Raw genomic sequence first — 17,134 nt, 5'->3', positions numbered from 1 at the left:
GAAGAAGATGTAAACCCTCATAAAAACGCCCAATTTATTGAGCGTTTCATTATCCCACTCCCTCTTCACTACACTCCCTGCGGGATAGCACTAAGCAAGCGCTTGGTATAGTCATGCTGTGGTGACTGGTACAAATCATCCGAATTGGCTATTTCCACCAAATCACCATGATTCAAAACCATGATTTGATCTGAAATATATTTCACTACAGACAAGTCATGTGAAATAAAGATATAACTTAGACCAAACTCATCCTGTAAGTCTTGCAGCAAATTCAATACTTGGGCTTGTACCGAGACATCCAACGCAGAAACTGACTCATCACAAATCAGAATTTCAGGTTTTAAAGTTAGGCAACGCGCGATTGCAATACGCTGACGTTGCCCACCAGAAAACTCATGCGGATAACGATAAAAAGCCTGTGCAGGTAAGCTCACGCGCTCCAACAGATCCAACGCCATCTGTTTGCGTTCAATATCATCCGCCCCGATCCCATGTACCTGCATTGGTTCCATCAAAATCTGCCCAACAGTAAAGCGTGGATTGAGTGATGCATAGGGATTTTGGAAAATAATTTGAATCTTGCGTTGATACTGAGCAAACTCTTTTTCTGTCATCGACAGCAAATCGCGTCCTTGAAACAAAGCTTTACCACCCGTTGCCTCCTGTAACCGCATGAGTAACAGCCCAATCGTGGTTTTCCCCGAACCAGACTCCCCCACTAAGCCTAAAGTCTTGCCTTTTGCTAACTGAAAAGTAACACCTTTGACCGCTTGAAATTCATCCTTACCGAACAATCCTTTTCGACTAAAGAATGACTTTTTAAGATCACGTACATCTAAAATAATCTCTTCTTGGCCTGTTAAACCTCGTGTTCTTTGTTGTAACTGATCAACATCTAAAGTATGCGTTTCAATATAGTCATCACCCTTTTGCTGCATAAAGTCACTGATCATCGGTAAACGCATTGGTCGTTTAGATAGCTGTGGGCGACAGTGCAACAACGCTTTGGTATAGACATCTTGAGGGTGTTCAAGCACATCTTTCACCCAGCCTTGTTCACGAATTTGACCATGCCGCATCACGATTACCTGATCTGCAATTTCCCCAACCAAAGCCAAATCATGGGTAATAAACAGCATTGACATGTGGTGCTTCTTCCGCAAAGACTCCAGCAACTCCAAAATTTGCTTTTGAATAGTGACATCCAACGCTGTCGTCGGTTCATCGGCAATCAAGAGTTTGGGTTTACAGGCAATCGCCATGGCAATCATGACGCGCTGCTGCTGTCCACCTGACAACTGTCCCGGATAAGCATCAATCTTGGTTTCAGGAGATGGAATTCCAACTTCTATCAAGAGTTCTAAAGCACGTGCACGTGCTTGCTTACGACTCATGCCCAAATGTAACTGCAAAATTTCGGCTATTTGTGAACCCACCCTAAACACTGGATTTAAGGATGACATCGGTTCCTGAAAAATCATGGCAATATCTTTACCACACTTTTTCCGCATTTCACGGCGTGGTAAATCGAGTAGGTTTTGCCCCTCAAACAGAATTTTACTGTCCAAAGCAATTTGACTGCTTTCTGTAGGTAACAGCCCCATGGTAGCTAGCGATGTGACCGACTTCCCACTCCCTGACTCTCCAACCAAGGCCACAGTAGTATTCACTGGAATACTAAAACTGATGCCTTTGACCGTTTCAATGTACTGCTTTTCTTCATTTTTAAAGCTGACACGCAAGTTTTCCACCTGAAGTAAGGCTGGCGCTGTCATATCATTGAGTTCAGACATTCTCATGCTCCTATTTCAGTTTTGGGTCTAATGCATCACGCAATGCATCGGTAAACATTGAAAATGCAGTGACCAGAACCGCCATTGCTACAGAAGCAGCCGCTAACTGCCACCACTTGCCTAAAATCAACTCACTTTGCGCTTCATTCAACATACTGCCCCATGACACCACACCAACTGGGACACCAAAACCAAGGAAGCTCAAAATCACTTCTGACTTAATAAAGGCCACCACTAAAATTGACATTTGAACCAGTGCAATATGACTGACATTGGGAAATATATGCACAAAGATACGTCGGCTATGACTCACCCCAATTGCCTTTGCCGCCAGCACATATTCCCGCGAAGTATGCTTCATATATTCAGCACGAATTAAACGATATACCCCCGTCCACCCCGTTAAACCCAAAATCAAAACAATGGATAAAATGCCTTTTTGTTGTAGTACTGCGGCAATCGCTAGCACCAAGAGCAAATAAGGAATCGAGGTAAAAATGTTATAAAACCAGTTCAAGACATCATCGACCCAGCCACCAAAATAGCCAGAAATGGCACCTAGAACGGTACCAATCACGACAGCAAGAAAAGCGGCGACCAAGCCAACAATAATTGATGTTTCTGCACCTTTAATGGTTTTCAATAAAACACTCTGTCCCCATTTGTCGGCACCTAAAACCAAGCTTGGCTTGAGTTCCGCTTGCTGATCCAACAAATGCCCATCCAAGGCTTGGTCAATCGCTTTCATGTCTTCGGCTAAAGGATCAACAACCCCATAGTAATCAATAGCACCACCTACACCCTGTTCAGCAGCAATTTCTGCATTGAGCTCACGAATCACATCTTTCAAAGGATCAACAGGGTTTTCAGGCACAGCCGCTTCGACCTTTTGCGCTTCGCTTTGCGGAAGTGGCACTACAGCCGCCCCGATAAACGTAGGCGGTGCATAACTCACAGCGACTTCTTTATTCCAGTCTTTTGCAATTAAGCCAGTCGATGACAAAATTAAAAGCACCAAATAAAACAACACGATCAGAAGTGAAAACATGGCGATGCGATCGCGTTTTAATCGGCGCATAGCGAGTTGCCATAGCCCTGTAGACGCTGTTGCAGGTTCAGCAGTATCTAGTTTTCTTTTAGTGAGAACACTGAGCATAATTCACCTACTTCAACTGTACGCGAGGATCGACCCATTTATAAATCAAATCGGCAATCAAGTTGAAAAACATCGTTGCGAGGGCAACGTACACAGTAATGGCTTTAATCACAGGAAAATCACTACGCTCTACCGCAATAATGACTTCACGACCAATGCCCGGAATACCAAAGAAACGCTCAATCAAAAATGCACCAATCAGCAAAGCAGGCAAACTTGCCATCACGTCTGTAATAATTGGAATTGAGGCATTACGTAGCACATGCACACCTAAAATACGGCGTTCACCAATCCCTTTGGCACGTGCAGTACGAACATAGTCTTGATTAACCTCATCCAAAACAAAACTACGATACAACCTTAAAGTCGGGGCAATGCTGACCACCAACATGATCAGAATAGGCAATAAAGCATATTTAAACAGGTTTTCGCCAAAGCTATCACTCCAGCCTTGGACTGGAAACCAGCTCAACTGATAGGCAAAGACATACTGGAAAACAATGATATACACCAAGATACTGATCGACATGCCAATCGTACACAGCATCATCACCATACGATCTGTTAAACTGCCGCGCACCGCTGCTACCGCCAAAGCCAACACAATAGAAATGATGGTCTGTAAAATCGTCAGTGGAATGAGCAAAGTCAGCGAAGGCCCGAGTCGTGTCGTAATGATTTGCGATACTGACTCCCCTGTACTCCAACTCAGCCCATAATCAAAAGTCAAAATCTGCTTAATGAAAATCCACAGTTGCACATAATAGGGCTGATCGACCCCAAGCTGCTGTCGGATATTTTCAATCTGTTCAGGGTTCGACATTTTCCCTGCCAAAATATAGGCAGGGTCACCACCGACCCAGTTAAACAAGAAGAAAATCAGCAACACCACCCCAAGCATGGTCGGGATCATTTGCCAAATTCGGCGAATAATATATGCCAGCATAAAAATGCCCCTTATTTCACCCGTTGACCGGTAATTTCATCGAAAAAGGCTTTGTTATCAGGCTCACGACCCAAAAAGTCTTTGACCAATGCTTTGGCAGGTTTTTGACCACCTTGTGACAAAATCGTTTGACGATAGTGCTGCCCCACTTCAGGGTTATTTAAGTTATCACCAAAGGCTGAAAGCATGTCCAACGCCATCACCTCTGACCACATATAGCCGTAGTACCCCACTTGATAACCGCCCATGATGTGACCAAACTGCCCCGGAAACTCAGTGGTCGGAACATAACCCAAAGCCGTTGCACCTTCCATTTTTTCCCAAACCTTTAAGGGCTGAACGTCTAGCGCATCACGACCATGTAATGCCATATCATACTGTGCATACAAAGTCTGACGTGCATAATGTAAACCGCGTCCATAGCTATGCACGGCATTGAGCTTAGTAATCAATGCATCATCCACGCGTGGGCAGTCAGGTTTACAGTAATCTGCCACCTTGGACAATGTCTCTTTACGTCGCGCCCATTCTTCATACATTTGTGAAGGTGCTTCGACAAAGTCTCGCTCAACCGAAGTTCCTGACTGAGATGAAAACCGTGTGTTGGATAAAATGCCATGCAACGCATGACCAAACTCATGTACAAAAGTTTCTAACTCATCGCTATTTAAACCATTGCGGTTAAAATTAGTGACCAGTGCTGAAATCGGTTTGCGTCCAGTTAGGCTACTGCCGCCATAAACGCCCCACACAGCAGCATGTCCATATTTACCTTTACGTGGAAATTTATCCATATATAAGCCACCGAGCAGTTGCCCAGTCTTGGCATCGGTCACATCGTAATATTCCACTTCATCTTGCCAAACCTCAACTTTGGCAGGCTTAAACTTGATGCCATACAAGTTTTCAGAAATCGCAAACAGCCAATCTTGTGAAGCTTGAGTTGGGAAATACTGACGTAGCTGCTCTTGGTCGACCTGATACTTGGCTTTGCGTAATTTTTCACTCCAATATGCTTCGCTCCAACGCTCAATACTGGCTTGCTCAACAGGGATATTTAGACTTTGTGCTTTAAACTCACGTAAAGTCTGAACTTCCTTTTTCTCTAGGGGCGCCACGGTAGCATGCACCTCTGCCAAGAATTTATTCACGGTTTCAGGGTTTTTCGCCATCCGACTTTGTAGTACCCACTCGGCATAACTGGACTTACCAAACAGTTGTGCTAGCTCATAACGTAAGTCCATGGCTTGCTTCAGCAGCGCTAGATTTTTCTCACCGCCACGTCGGGTAAATGCAATTTGATAACGCTTACGTGCGTCATCGTTATCTGCCAACTCCATAAAAGGACGATAATCTGGATACTCAAACCCGAGTAAATAATTACCCTTGTCATTTTTCTTTAAGCCGTCGATATAACTTTGTGGCAGGCCTTTTAGCTCATCTGGGCTAAATTCGAGTTTTTCAGGATTATCACGTACATTACGTGCATACTCTTGTTCAATTTTTGCCAGTTCATCAAAAATCGCTTTTAAGCGTGCTTGTTTATCTGCTGAAAGCTGTATCCCTGTTTTTTCAAAACCTTCCAAAATATCTTCACGGAACTTGGCTTCAATTGGATCAGCAATTTTAACTTTTTTAATTTGTTGATATAGCTTTGAATTTTGATAAACATCGGTTTGGAATTGGCTAATTTTAATTTCACAGTCTTCAGCCGCTTTACGCAGTGCCTCATCAGGGTCAACATTGCTATACAGACCAATCGGGCCGTAAAAGTCTTCAAATGATGCAAAAATACGATCCCATTCAGCCAATACAGGCGCTGCTGCCGTTTCGTTTTTAAGGGGCTTATTTTCAAACGCTTTGAGTTGCTTTTTCACATCCGCAATTTTGGCATTACACAGCGCAGGGATATCTTTGGCTTGAAAGCTCGGCAAGGTTTGACGCTGTGCTGTTTCAGCCAAAACGATCTGACTCATCCCTAGGCCCAACATGCACAATGCGGTGAATTTAAAATGTTGCTTTTTCATCATGACTCCAGTTTTATTTAATTTCTATTTCTTCAAATCAATATCTATATACATCCACTCTGCGGGCAGTATGGGATGCTTTTTAAATCCAATCACACGCGGTTGTGCCAAGATATTTCGATAACGCGCGCCAATCACCTGCACAGGCATATACACTTCCAGCAGGCGTGACATTTTGGCGTAGATTGCATCGCGTTCTGGACTCGGTGTCATCTTCTGAGCTTGTTCATATAAGCGGTCATATTCAGGAATTTTGGCACAGCCATTGTTGGTGATTTTGATGTTCTTGCCATAAAACAACTGCATAAAGTTATCTGCATCTGGGTAGTCTGCTATCCATGCTGATGCCTTAAACATGGTTTTACATTGTTTTTCTAATTTCAAAGCTTCAGCAAAAGGCAGAGACTTGGTGGTCATTTTGATTTTGATGCTATCTAAAGTTTTTTTCCAAAACTCGGCCTGTTGTTGACTGCGTAAATTATTACCCGAAAGTGTCATCTCAATCACCAAAGGTTTGCCATTCGGCTGAGTACGCCAACCATCAGCAGCGACTTTATAGTGATAACGATCTAACAATAAATTTGCTGCTTTGACTGAATAAGGAATGCTACTTCGATAATTGGGATCGTAACCAATGACACCACTTGGAATCGGTGCTTGCAGTTTTTGCGCATCGCCTTTTTGTAAAATATTGATATAGTTATCAGCTGAAAAAGCCATCGCCATAGCACGGCGCAGGGCAATTTTATCTTTACTTAAACCGCCAACCACTGGGTTTTGCATATTCCAATAATGATAGTCAATCGAAGGGTCCGTGATTCTTGACAACTGTACACCTTTCTTAACCAACTCAGGTTTTAGTTTCCCATCTTGTAAGGCCTGAACTGTCAGCTCACCATCAAGGGCAAACAAATCTACTTCATCTTTAATAAATGACAACCATCGCGACTGGCCCTCTTCCATCACTTGAATATCAATCACCCCTATTTGTGGCATCTTTTTGCCTTGCATGGCTTTGACGATTTTTTGATCTTCAGGCGTACTGGCCTTAAAGTTCCAAACAAAACTTCGGAAATCAGGATTGGCCTTTAAAATAATCCGCGAACCTGGCGTCCAACGGCTGAGCATATATGGCCCTGTGCCTATTGGATGCCCCATCACAAAACCCGCTTTGTCACGATATTTTTCGATGACTTCCCGTGCAACTGCACCTGCAGGCTGATGCGCAAGCAGCATCGGAAAGTTCTGATCGGGGCTAGTCAGACGAATGACCAAGGTATAACGGTCTGGTGTTTGTAAGCCTGCGATAGGTTGGTCGTAATTGAATTTCCCTGTTTTCTGTGCTTGTTTCAGCAAAGCCTCCATCCCTAAGATTCGCCCATCAAGCAACCAACTGTTGGGTGAACGCAAGCTCGGATCCAGTAAACGCTTAAAGGTATATACATAATCGGCCGAAGTCAGCTCACGCTTTTTACCTTTAAACACGGGGTCAGCAGCAAAATAAATCCCCTTTTGCAAACGAATGGTATAGGTCAATCCATCTGCACTCACCTCAGGTAAAGCCACAGCTGTTCGTGGTACCAATTTCGCAGGTGAGGCCAAATAATCGTAAGTAAATAAAGTTTCAAAAATCGAACCGTTGACATGGGCCGAGTACAAGTCATGCACGCCCGCAGGGTCAAAGCCTGTTTCAGCTACAGGAAAAACATAACGTAAAACTTTTTTCGGGTCGGCAGGACTTTGTGCAAAACTGGAAACTGAACTACTCAGCAGAATGCTGCCTGCCAGAATGCTCAGCCCCCATCGTTTAAATTTCTGATTTAGATTTTTCATTGTGTTCGATATCTCAATTATTTTTTATGGGCTGAATATCAAGATATTGCCAGTTAGTATTCATCATCGGATGGGCTTTAAAGCCCTGAACTTGTGGATGTAACAACCAATTTCGAATGCGACTGTTATGAATAATCCATGGATTATCCGCTTCAATTTGGCGACTGAGTTTTTCATAAAAGGATTGTCGCTGAGATGGTGGCAAGGTCATCGCCTGTGTATAAAGTGCATCATAGGCTTTGGATTGGTAGCAACTGAGATTGCCCTGCGCCGAATTGGGTCCATACAGCAGTTGGGCAAAGTTTTCCCCTTCAGGATAATCCGCAATCCAAGCCCCACCCCAAACCATATATTTACATTGCATCGCAGCTTTTAAGTTATCGGCAAAGTTACTCACGATAAAGTCAGCACGGATACCAATGGCATCTAAATTTTTCTTCCATAGTTCAGACTGAATCACGGAACTGGAACTATTTTCGGTCATAAACTTGAGCGTTAGAGGTTGACCATTGGGTAGGCTGCGATAGCCATCTTCCGCTTTTTTATAACCGAAACGATCCAGTAATTTATTCGCCAAGAGCGGGTTATAAGCCACGCTGCTACGATAGTTGGGATTAAAACCTTGTACCCCCTCAGGCACCAACATTTCAGACTTCACTGCCTGCCCTTTATACAGTTGTTTAATGGCTTCTGCTTGGTTATAGGCCAAACTAATCGCGCGTCTTAATGCAACTTTTTCAAGCCCAAAACCACCAACTGTAGGATCTTGCATATTAAACATGGTGTAGGTGATTTCAGCGTCTTTATTGGGGAAATGCTGAATGCCCTGCTTGACCAGTTCAGGTTTGAGTTGCTTACCATTCAAGGCTTGTGGCACCGCATTGGACGTGAGTTTATCAAAGTCGAGTTGTCCCGATTTAAATGCAAGCCAACGTGACTGCTCTTCTTCAATAATACTGACATTGACTTTACCAATTTGCGGCATTTTTTTGCCTTGCATCTCTTTGGCCAGACGCTTGTCCCAACTCGAACCTGTAGGTTTAAAGTTCCAAATAAAACCACGGTATTTCGGGTTAGCCACCAGCTCAATACGACTCCGCGGTACATATTTACTCAACTGATAAGGTCCTGTCCCCACTGGATGCTGCGCAATTCGATCCCCATAAAACTCCACTACTTCCCGTGCTGTTCCGCCAAATGTGGCATAAGCCAAAATATAGGGAAAGTTATAGTCTGGACGGGTTAATGTAATCTGCAATGTGTATTTATCAATCGCCTTTAGGCCAGAAATTGTAGCATCATAATTAAACTGACCTGTTTTCTTGGCTTGGGCAACAGCAGCATCTCCACCGACAATCTTGCCTTCAATAAATGAATAAGTCGGCGAGCGATTTTTCGGGTCCATAATCCGCATCATGGAATAAATATAATCCTGCGCAACCAATTCCCGGGGCTTTGCTTTGAATGCCGCGTCATCACTGAAATAAATCTTGGGCTGAATTTTAAAGGTATAGACTTTGCCCTCTTGCTCAATTTTTGGCATCGACACTGCGGTATTTGGAACCAATTGAGCGGGACGGGCCAAATAATCGTATTTTAAAAGCGGCTCAAAAATGGCTTGGGCAATACTACCACTATAGAAATTATAAGTTTTAACCGTATCAAAACCATCATCGGGGGCTTCATAGGCAATATTTAATATTTTATTTGGATCCGCAGGTGACTTTGCATAAGCGGAAACACCGAAACCTATCACAAGGGATAAAGCAGCAACCTTAAAATTTTTTGAATTCAAGTCCGTACCTATACACATATTTTTTAAGCCATGTTATCTCATGCAAAGCATGGTCAATTTGTCAGTGTTCTTTCTCCCAACATCACACCGACAAAAAAAATAAACACAAGCCCATGTTTTATAAATTAAATTTTAGTTTTTAAAAATAAAAAACAACCATGGGCATCTATTCACCACAGCGATAAAGCGAATATCATGCCACGCTTATTTTTTTATGATTCTAATTTAACATTTTGCAGGAAAAATACATGCTTATTAATTAGTTATAAAAATTGCGCTAAAAACACCAAGATACATTTTGCCAATTAGTAGCCATTTTTAAATATTCACTTTACATAAACTGTTGCACAGATTTAATACACCAATGATTCAAATATGAACATTACAAGTTAGAATAAAAAGCCTAATGTTATACATAAGATACTGTTTTAATTTAATTAAAATAAAATAAGCGATAGGATTATTTTTTGAATTTTTTATTGAAAATTCAAAAAAAGACGACTCATTTTAGATCATTTATTATATGAATAATCATTTTATGACTATTTTTTGATCTATTTATAAGTAATTTTTTGCCATTTAAAATCCACAATTAATCAAAATATGGAGGAAAATTACATAAAAGATAACAAAACATAAAATAAAACAATATATTCCAATAACTTAATTCACAGTCTTTTGCATATCACCAAAAGTTGGCATTTGCCTTGCAATCCCCCTGCACAGCAATACCGCTAAATATAGAAAAAGAAGGGTTGAATTTACGATGCAAAAAAACAAACTTGTTCGATCTATGGGGACCCCAACCATCAGCAAATCAATACTTAAACTAAGTACCCTGACTTTAAGTATGATGTGTTTGTCTTTAGCTCATGCAGAAGAAACAGAAAGCTCAGTCTCAGCAGAACCAACTAAAAAAGTTGCCAAAGTGACTGTCACAGGTTCCTCTATCAAAGGGGTCGCAGCTCAAAGTTCTTCACCCATTACGGTCATTAAAGTTGAAGAACTTGCTCAGCAAGGTGTTACAACAGCTGAAGAAGCATTAACCAAAATTAGTGCAAACCAAGCCGGTTACAGTACGGCTCAAAACGTAGGTGCAAGTAATACTTCTGGCTCAACTGCAAATTTACGTGGTCTAGGCTCAGACAAAACTTTAGTCTTGTTAAATGGTCGTCGCTTAGCCTATAGCCCATTTAGTACATCCGAAACCAACTTAAATACCATTCCACTGGCAATGGTAGAGCGAATTGAAGTCCTTCGCGATGGTGCCTCTGCGGTCTATGGTGCAGATGCAATTGCAGGGGTGATTAACTTCATCACCAAAAAACAATATGAAGGCTTTGGTATCAGTGGTGGCGCACTTAAGCCAGAAGAAAAAGGCGGAGAAGAATACGATGTCTCTATCTTTGGTGGCTATGGCGATTTAGATGAACAAGGCTTTAACGTTTATGGCGCTGTCAGTTACCAGAAGTCTAAAGAAATTATGGCCAAAGACCGAAAAGTCAGTCGCCGTGGAGGACTTTTACCAGAACTAGGGATTGATGGGAGCTCTGCTAACGGCTTTCCAGCCAACTTTTATGACCCAACCAGTAGCATACAAGCCAATCCTTATGGCAATGCCAACTGTAATAACACACCCAATGTCGTTGCAGATGGTGGCTTATGCTTTTTAAACACCCAAGCCCTGATTGCAATTCAACCAGAAACAGAAGACCTATCTGCGCTTGGACGAGCGACATTTAAGTTAAGTGATCAATTCAACGCGATTGCAGAATATGTATATGCAAAAAATGAAGTCACAACTTCGATTGCACCCGATGTGTATAGCCGATCTGTAACTATTCCGAAAAGTAGCCAATACTACCCAGGAGAAGGTATTACTCCTGCAGTTAATGGCTTAAGTGGTGACCCGTTACAACTCTACCTCCGCTCACAAGCAGGTAATCGTGTTTCTAAGTCAACCAATGAATCGCATCGTATTTTTGCGGGTATTGAAGGCGAAGCTTATGGCTGGAACATCGACAGCGGTGTGACCTATGCTCACGGTAAAGCAAGTGATAGTTTTGTAAGTGGCTACTTAAATAGAAACAAACTTCAAGAGGGTTTGGACAACGGCACCATTAATCCCTTTGGTGCTTCGGCAGATGCAAATGCTTGGAGTTCATTAGAAGTCAGCGGTACGACCAATGAGGCAACTTTAGATTCAACTACATTTGACTTTACGATCAGCCGTCCTATTTTCACCCTTCCAGCAGGTGATGTCGGCTTTGCCTTTGGAGGGAGCTTTACCACTCAAGATTGGGAAGCGACTGTAAACTCAGATCTTGTACGACTAGTCCCAGGCAGTGGTATTGACCCAGATAAACCCGTCAGTAAAGGTGATCGTGACATTACAGCTGTTTTCTCTGAACTACAAATTCCCATTACTTCCACCTTAGAAGCGCAACTTGCTGCCCGTTACGATGACTACAGCGACTTTGGCGACACCTTCAATCCAAAAGTAGGTTTACGTTGGGAACCATTAAAACAATTAATGTTCCGAAGCACCTACAGTACAGGCTTCCGCGCGCCAAGCTTATATGAAATTAATGCACCACAAAGCCAAACCTACACAGGTGCTAAATACAATGACCCTGTACTTTGCCCAAATGGTATCGACTCAACGCCAACGCAATACAAAACAGAATGTAATACTCAATTTAAGCGCATGCAAGGCGGATCAGCAGACTTACAACCCGAAGAATCAACCACAATAACAGCAGGTTTCGTTTTTGAACCAATCAAAAACCTTGTCTTTACAGCTGACTATTACAATATCGAAATTGATGGCTTAATTGACACCATTAGTGATGCCATGATTTTCCAAAATCCAACAAAGTACGCAGATCGTTTTGTTCGTGATTCAGAAGGTCGTATCCAATATGTTAATACAACACTGGTAAATATGGGGGGGATCAAAACAGAAGGTGTCGATCTTTCCTTAAACTACCTTGCACCTATGACAGCTACAGGACGGTTTGGTTTCGGGATTGATGGTACATATATCATCAAATACGACAAACAAGAAGAAAAAGGTGGTGCATGGGAAGGCAAAGTCGGAACATATGATGACCCTGCTGTACTGCGTTGGAAACACACAGCAAACATTAACTGGAGCTATGAAGACTGGAAACTGGTCTTTGAACAACAATTCTTCCGCGGTTACCACGACCAGAATGCAACAGGCGAAGAAGGCTATGATAACCACAAAGTTTCAGACTATACCCTCTACAACATTGCAGGCACCTATAAAGGTTTCAAAAACTTAGAGCTTACAGGTGGAATTAAAAACTTATTTGATGAAGAGCCTGCAGCATCTAACGTTCTAGATAACTTCCAATACGGCTATGACCCTCGTTACAGCGATCCGACAGGACGTACTTTCTACTTAAGAGGTACGTACAAGTTCTAATCAGACATACACCACAGGTTGAAACACTCAATCTGTGGTGATGTTTTCTCATTCTCAATTTTGGCTAAACACAGACTGCTCTTTTCAACGTGATGTTCACGATTTAAACAGCAAATTTAGCTCGAATTTCAGGAGTAACTATGGGCACAAAGTTTGAAGATTTAGAAAAAAACTCCGCCAAGAAACTGACTGGTATTGGCGTCGTAATTTTCTTACATATCCTTGTTGGCTTAGTGCTAATGGCAGGCTTAGCAAAAGACATCATCAAACCCTCAACCGAACCTGTTGAATTAGTCATTCTGCAAGACATCAAGCCACCTGAGCCAGAGCCACCTAAAGAAATTCCACCAGAGCCCCCTAAAATGGTGGAAAAAGTAGCGCAGCAGCCTGATCCAAAACCAGTTGAAAAAGTCGTGCCTGTACAAAAAACAGTTTCTACACCAGTGTCTAAACCGACTGTAAGCACACCCACTCCAACTGCTGTATCCCCGTCTCCTAGCCCAGAATCCGCACCCGCACCAGTAGCCGTTGCACCTACTCCAACACCGAAACCTGCAGGAGTTACACGTGGAGTATCGGAAGGAGAAGCTGGATGCAAAGCTCCAAGCTATCCACGCGAAGCAGAGATGAGTGGCATTTCTGGCACCGTGCTGATTTCGGTCTTTGTCGATACCAATGGTAAGGTGCAAGAAGTCAAAGTGAAGCGTTCAACAGGTGACCGTACTTTAGACCGTGCGGCAACGAAAGCGTATAGCTTGTGCACATTTAAACCTGCAATGAAAGATGGCGTACCACAAAATGCTTGGTTCGACATTCCATACGAGTTTGTCCTCGAATAATTGAAAGAAAATCTAGATGAAATAAGGAGTTACACAATGAAAAATTTAAAGAATTTTACCGCAGCAAGCTTGCTTGGAATGAGTGCATTACTTCCGTTACAAACAACATTTGCCGAAGAAACTAAAGCACAAGCAACAGCAGTTACAACAGAAATTGCCAACATTGATAAAGCTGCTGTTCATGTTCCCCCACCACTACCTGAACAAGCATCTTCAACTGTAGAAAAAACACATAACCCTTATGGCTTAGAGGCCATGTGGAAAGAAGGGGATCTCGTTGCAAAAGTGACCCTTTTTATTTTGGTGATTATGTCGATTGGTACATGGTACATCATCATCACCAAATGCTTACAACAAGGAAAAATTCGTAAACAAGGCCAGCATGCTGAAAAAAACTTCTGGGAAGCCACGTCTTTAGACAGTGCAACTGAAGGTTTAGACGATGCAAGCGTGTATCGCTTTATTGCAGAGAAAGGTATTAAGTCGACAAAAAACCACGGAGGCACGTTATTAGAACGGATCGACTTTAATACATGGGTCACCATCTCAATTCAACGCGCTATCGACAAAATTCAAAGCCATTTAAGTGGCGGACTGGCATTTCTTGCAACCGTAGGCTCAACCGCACCTTTCGTAGGTTTATTTGGTACGGTTTGGGGCATTTATCATGCGTTAACGGCAATTGGAGTATCGGGTCAAGCCTCTATTGATAAAGTTGCAGGTCCTGTAGGTGAAGCTTTAATTATGACTGCAATTGGTTTAGCTGTAGCGGTTCCCGCTGTGCTTGGTTACAACTGGTTAACCCGTCGTAATAAAGCTGTAATGGAAGAAGTTCGTACCTTTGGTTCAGACTTACATGCGGTGCTATTAAGTGGTGAAATCAGTACTAATAACCCGATTAACCGTGATATGAAATAAAAAATGAGGAATCAACCATGGGAATGACGGTTAATTCAAATGACAGCGATGATGATGTAATCGGAACCATTAATACCACACCATTGGTTGATATTATGTTGGTTTTACTGATTATTTTCCTCATCACAGTGCCTGTTTCGATTCATACCGTACCAGTCAATTTGCCTGAAGAAAAGAATGTACCCTATGAAACCAAACCTGAAAATATTCAACTTGCTGTAAACAAAAATGGGGATATTTTTTGGAATGAAAACTACATAGCAGATAAAGCAACTCTACTCTCTCGGTTACAGGCGGAGGCACAAAAAAGACCGCAACCTGATGTTCACATTCGTGGTGATCAACTGACGCCATACGATGCGATTGACCAAGTCATTACAACCACACAACAAGCGGGTATTGGCAAAATCGCCTTTGTCACCACACCGCCCTCTTCACCTTAATCAAAGAAGGATTCAGCTATGGGTATGAATGTTGGTTCCAATCAAGATGATGAAGATGTGATGCTCGATGTCAACATGACCCCCCTGATTGATGTCATGTTGGTGTTGTTGATTATGTTCATTATCACAATCCCACTACCGAACAATGCCATTAATATCAATCTACCCAATGGTACGCCACCACCGACTCAGGAAAAACCGCCTGAGATTGTAGAATTACGTCTAGATGCTCAAGGCAAAATGTTTTGGAATGAACAACCTGTTGATTCGAAGCAAGCCTTAGAAACACTACTACAAACGGTCGCACAAAAAACAGATCAAGACCAAATTAAGCTAAAAGCTGATCGCGCAACGGAATACAAATACATTGCGATGGTTATGGCGGCAGCTCAACGCCTTGATGTGAAAAAAATTGGAGTTGTAAGTAATCAATAAATAAAAGCATCATAAAAAACCGCTGACCGCGTTTAAGGTCAGCGGTTTTTTATTTTTTATGACTATATAGATGACTTTAACACAGGGATATCCATCCACAACGCCTGTGGAAAATGCTTCGCCAAATAGCCCTTTAAATAAGATGCCGTATCTTTAGAAATGAGTTCATCCTGAGATTCATCATTTAGGTTATAGGCCAAAGCATAGAGCTCTAAACCACGGTTTTTCAATGCTTCTAAACTTAAAAGAGTATGATTAATACTGCCCAAACGCCCCGAACTTACCAAAATCACAGGCAGTTGCTGGGCTACAATATAGTCGATACTGAGTAAATCTGTGGTTAAGGGCACCATCAAGCCACCCGCACCTTCTAATAACACCGCTTCATATTTTTCAGCCAGTTGCTGTGTAGCGCGCTCAATTTTTTCAAAATCAATTTCGCGCCCATCTAGCTTCGTGGCCAAGTGTGGCGATGCTGGATAAGTGAAAATTTCAGGCATGGTCAGCTTGCTTTCATCCTCTGGAAACCAACCCATTCCCATAATTTCACGGTGCTGTTCAATGTCTTCAGAAACATCGACATTGCCCGTTTGTACTAACTTTTGAGTAATGGTTTTCTTGCCTTGTTCATTCCAAAGTTTGGCTAAATAGCCTGTGGTATAGGTTTTCCCAATGCCTGTATCTATTCCACTGATGAAGTAAACTGATCCAGTCATGGCATTCTCCGTGCTATACAATAAATAGGATGATAGCTCAGGCGATAATGAATCAGCCCTGATGCATCCTGTTGTGAAAATTGTTGATAATCTTGATAAAAACGTTCGAGCGAGTGCTTGGTCCAACGAAAGTTAGATGCCGTTGCCGTGACACCTGTGGCTTTTAAATGTTGCAATACCTGTTTCGGTGTCGCAAAGTCTAAGTATTCAATTTGTTCAGACAAATGTAGAACGTCAAAGCCTTGGTTTTGCAATTTTTCTCGTAGTTGATCGAGCTTTAAATAAGCTAAGCCTTGTCCCGTTAAAATCTTAATTTCTTGTAAATTCCGTTCACCAAAGGTGGAAAAACAAAATAGACCTTGTGCAAGCAGACTGTCATTCGCTTTCTGGAAAACAGCATCAAGATCCGTCATCCACTGTAGCGCTGAAGTCGATACAATCAACTCTAAAGCATCAGGAAAATTAAGCCGTTCAATGTCACCCAACAACCAGTCTATATTTGAATAGCCCTGAAAGTGTTGTTGTACCTCTGGATATAAATCATTCAGTAGATAGTGTGAAATTTGGAAATCTTTCAGCAATAAATGGCTTAAATTACCTGAACCACAACCAATTTCAAACACCCGCTCAAATTGCGTTTTAGCAGCATAATGTTGAATTAAATCAAAAAGCCGTCGTGCAATTTGCTTTTGCACAATCGCATGCTCAGTGTAACTTTGCCCTGCCTGAGCAAAGCGCAATGCGACTTGGGATTTATCAATCTCTGAATTTTTCACGAC

Annotated in this window: 13 protein-coding genes; 5 read left to right on the top strand and 8 right to left on the bottom strand. The window is 42.2% G+C overall.

What is annotated here, in order from left to right; genetic code table 11:
- Window positions 1-68: 68 nt before the first annotated feature.
- The 6 genes from ACE01U_RS07440 to ACE01U_RS07415 are packed head-to-tail and all read right to left on the bottom strand — an operon-like array spanning window position 69 to window position 9,571.
- Window positions 69-1,796, bottom strand: coding sequence for an ABC transporter ATP-binding protein (locus ACE01U_RS07440; protein WP_395579083.1), 1,728 nt, complete (start codon window positions 1,794-1,796; stop codon window positions 69-71).
- Between the two features lie 10 nt (window positions 1,797-1,806).
- Window positions 1,807-2,952, bottom strand: a complete 1,146-nt coding sequence (locus ACE01U_RS07435; protein WP_395579082.1) for an ABC transporter permease — start codon at window positions 2,950-2,952, stop codon at window positions 1,807-1,809.
- A gap of 7 nt (window positions 2,953-2,959) precedes the next feature.
- Window positions 2,960-3,898, bottom strand: coding sequence for an ABC transporter permease (locus ACE01U_RS07430; protein ID WP_086208726.1), 939 nt, complete (start codon window positions 3,896-3,898; stop codon window positions 2,960-2,962).
- Window positions 3,899-3,909: 11 nt separating this feature from the next.
- Window positions 3,910-5,925, bottom strand: coding sequence for a M3 family metallopeptidase (locus ACE01U_RS07425; protein ID WP_395579081.1), 2,016 nt, complete (start codon window positions 5,923-5,925; stop codon window positions 3,910-3,912).
- 24 nt (window positions 5,926-5,949) lie between these two features.
- Window positions 5,950-7,758 carry an ABC transporter substrate-binding protein gene (locus ACE01U_RS07420; protein WP_395579080.1) on the bottom strand — a complete coding sequence of 603 codons (1,809 nt, stop codon included), beginning with the start codon at window positions 7,756-7,758 and terminating at the stop codon, window positions 5,950-5,952.
- A gap of 13 nt (window positions 7,759-7,771) precedes the next feature.
- Window positions 7,772-9,571, bottom strand: a complete 1,800-nt coding sequence (locus ACE01U_RS07415; protein ID WP_395579079.1) for an ABC transporter substrate-binding protein — start codon at window positions 9,569-9,571, stop codon at window positions 7,772-7,774.
- Between the two features lie 748 nt (window positions 9,572-10,319).
- On the opposite strand from ACE01U_RS07415, the gene ACE01U_RS07410 reads away from it, so the two are divergent.
- The 5 genes from ACE01U_RS07410 to ACE01U_RS07390 all read left to right on the top strand — a co-directional run bounded on the left by ACE01U_RS07410 (window position 10,320) and on the right by ACE01U_RS07390 (window position 15,639).
- Complete coding sequence (locus ACE01U_RS07410; protein ID WP_086208730.1) at window positions 10,320-13,004, top strand: TonB-dependent receptor; 2,685 nt, start codon at window positions 10,320-10,322, stop codon at window positions 13,002-13,004.
- 140 nt (window positions 13,005-13,144) lie between these two features.
- Window positions 13,145-13,843, top strand: coding sequence for an energy transducer TonB (locus tag ACE01U_RS07405; RefSeq protein ID WP_395579078.1), 699 nt, complete (start codon window positions 13,145-13,147; stop codon window positions 13,841-13,843).
- A gap of 36 nt (window positions 13,844-13,879) precedes the next feature.
- Complete coding sequence (locus ACE01U_RS07400; RefSeq protein WP_086208732.1) at window positions 13,880-14,761, top strand: MotA/TolQ/ExbB proton channel family protein; 882 nt, start codon at window positions 13,880-13,882, stop codon at window positions 14,759-14,761.
- 17 nt (window positions 14,762-14,778) lie between these two features.
- The gene (locus ACE01U_RS07395) at window positions 14,779-15,204 is read left to right on the top strand and encodes an ExbD/TolR family protein (RefSeq protein ID WP_151707548.1); all 426 of its coding nucleotides are present in this window, start codon (window positions 14,779-14,781) and stop codon (window positions 15,202-15,204) included.
- A gap of 18 nt (window positions 15,205-15,222) precedes the next feature.
- Window positions 15,223-15,639 (top strand): ExbD/TolR family protein, encoded by a 417-nt coding sequence (locus tag ACE01U_RS07390; protein ID WP_119063738.1) that lies wholly within the window; start codon window positions 15,223-15,225, stop codon window positions 15,637-15,639.
- Between the two features lie 62 nt (window positions 15,640-15,701).
- Here ACE01U_RS07390 and bioD read toward each other — a convergent pair whose 3' ends face one another.
- Complete coding sequence (gene bioD / locus ACE01U_RS07385; RefSeq protein WP_086208735.1) at window positions 15,702-16,355, bottom strand: dethiobiotin synthase; 654 nt, start codon at window positions 16,353-16,355, stop codon at window positions 15,702-15,704.
- The gene (bioC, locus tag ACE01U_RS07380) at window positions 16,352-17,131 is read right to left on the bottom strand and encodes a malonyl-ACP O-methyltransferase BioC (protein WP_395579077.1); all 780 of its coding nucleotides are present in this window, start codon (window positions 17,129-17,131) and stop codon (window positions 16,352-16,354) included. Before bioC ends, bioD begins: the two co-directional genes overlap by 4 nt.
- Between the last annotated feature and the right edge of the window lie 3 nt (window positions 17,132-17,134).

Origin of the sequence: Acinetobacter halobius, from assembly GCF_044130335.1 — a bacterium.
Taxonomy (GTDB): domain Bacteria; phylum Pseudomonadota; class Gammaproteobacteria; order Pseudomonadales; family Moraxellaceae; genus Acinetobacter.
The sequence above is the reverse complement of the archived record's forward strand: the minus strand, read 5'-3'. Positions and strand labels throughout refer to the sequence as shown.

Bases quoted from the DNA above. Each gene is read 5' to 3' on its own strand.
- ACE01U_RS07440 (WP_395579083.1), bottom strand. From the start codon at position 1,796: ATGTCTGAACTCAATGATATGACAGCGCCAGCCTTACTTCAGGTGGAA.
- ACE01U_RS07435 (WP_395579082.1), bottom strand. From the start codon at position 2,952: ATGCTCAGTGTTCTCACTAAAAGAAAACTAGATACTGCTGAACCTGCA.
- ACE01U_RS07430 (WP_086208726.1), bottom strand. From the start codon at position 3,898: ATGCTGGCATATATTATTCGCCGAATTTGGCAAATGATCCCGACCATG.
- ACE01U_RS07425 (WP_395579081.1), bottom strand. From the start codon at position 5,925: ATGAAAAAGCAACATTTTAAATTCACCGCATTGTGCATGTTGGGCCTA.
- ACE01U_RS07420 (WP_395579080.1), bottom strand. From the start codon at position 7,758: ATGAAAAATCTAAATCAGAAATTTAAACGATGGGGGCTGAGCATTCTG.
- ACE01U_RS07415 (WP_395579079.1), bottom strand. From the start codon at position 9,571: ATGTGTATAGGTACGGACTTGAATTCAAAAAATTTTAAGGTTGCTGCT.
- ACE01U_RS07410 (WP_086208730.1), top strand. From the start codon at position 10,320: ATGCAAAAAAACAAACTTGTTCGATCTATGGGGACCCCAACCATCAGC.
- ACE01U_RS07405 (WP_395579078.1), top strand. From the start codon at position 13,145: ATGGGCACAAAGTTTGAAGATTTAGAAAAAAACTCCGCCAAGAAACTG.
- ACE01U_RS07400 (WP_086208732.1), top strand. From the start codon at position 13,880: ATGAAAAATTTAAAGAATTTTACCGCAGCAAGCTTGCTTGGAATGAGT.
- ACE01U_RS07395 (WP_151707548.1), top strand. From the start codon at position 14,779: ATGGGAATGACGGTTAATTCAAATGACAGCGATGATGATGTAATCGGA.
- ACE01U_RS07390 (WP_119063738.1), top strand. From the start codon at position 15,223: ATGGGTATGAATGTTGGTTCCAATCAAGATGATGAAGATGTGATGCTC.
- bioD (WP_086208735.1), bottom strand. From the start codon at position 16,355: ATGACTGGATCAGTTTACTTCATCAGTGGAATAGATACAGGCATTGGG.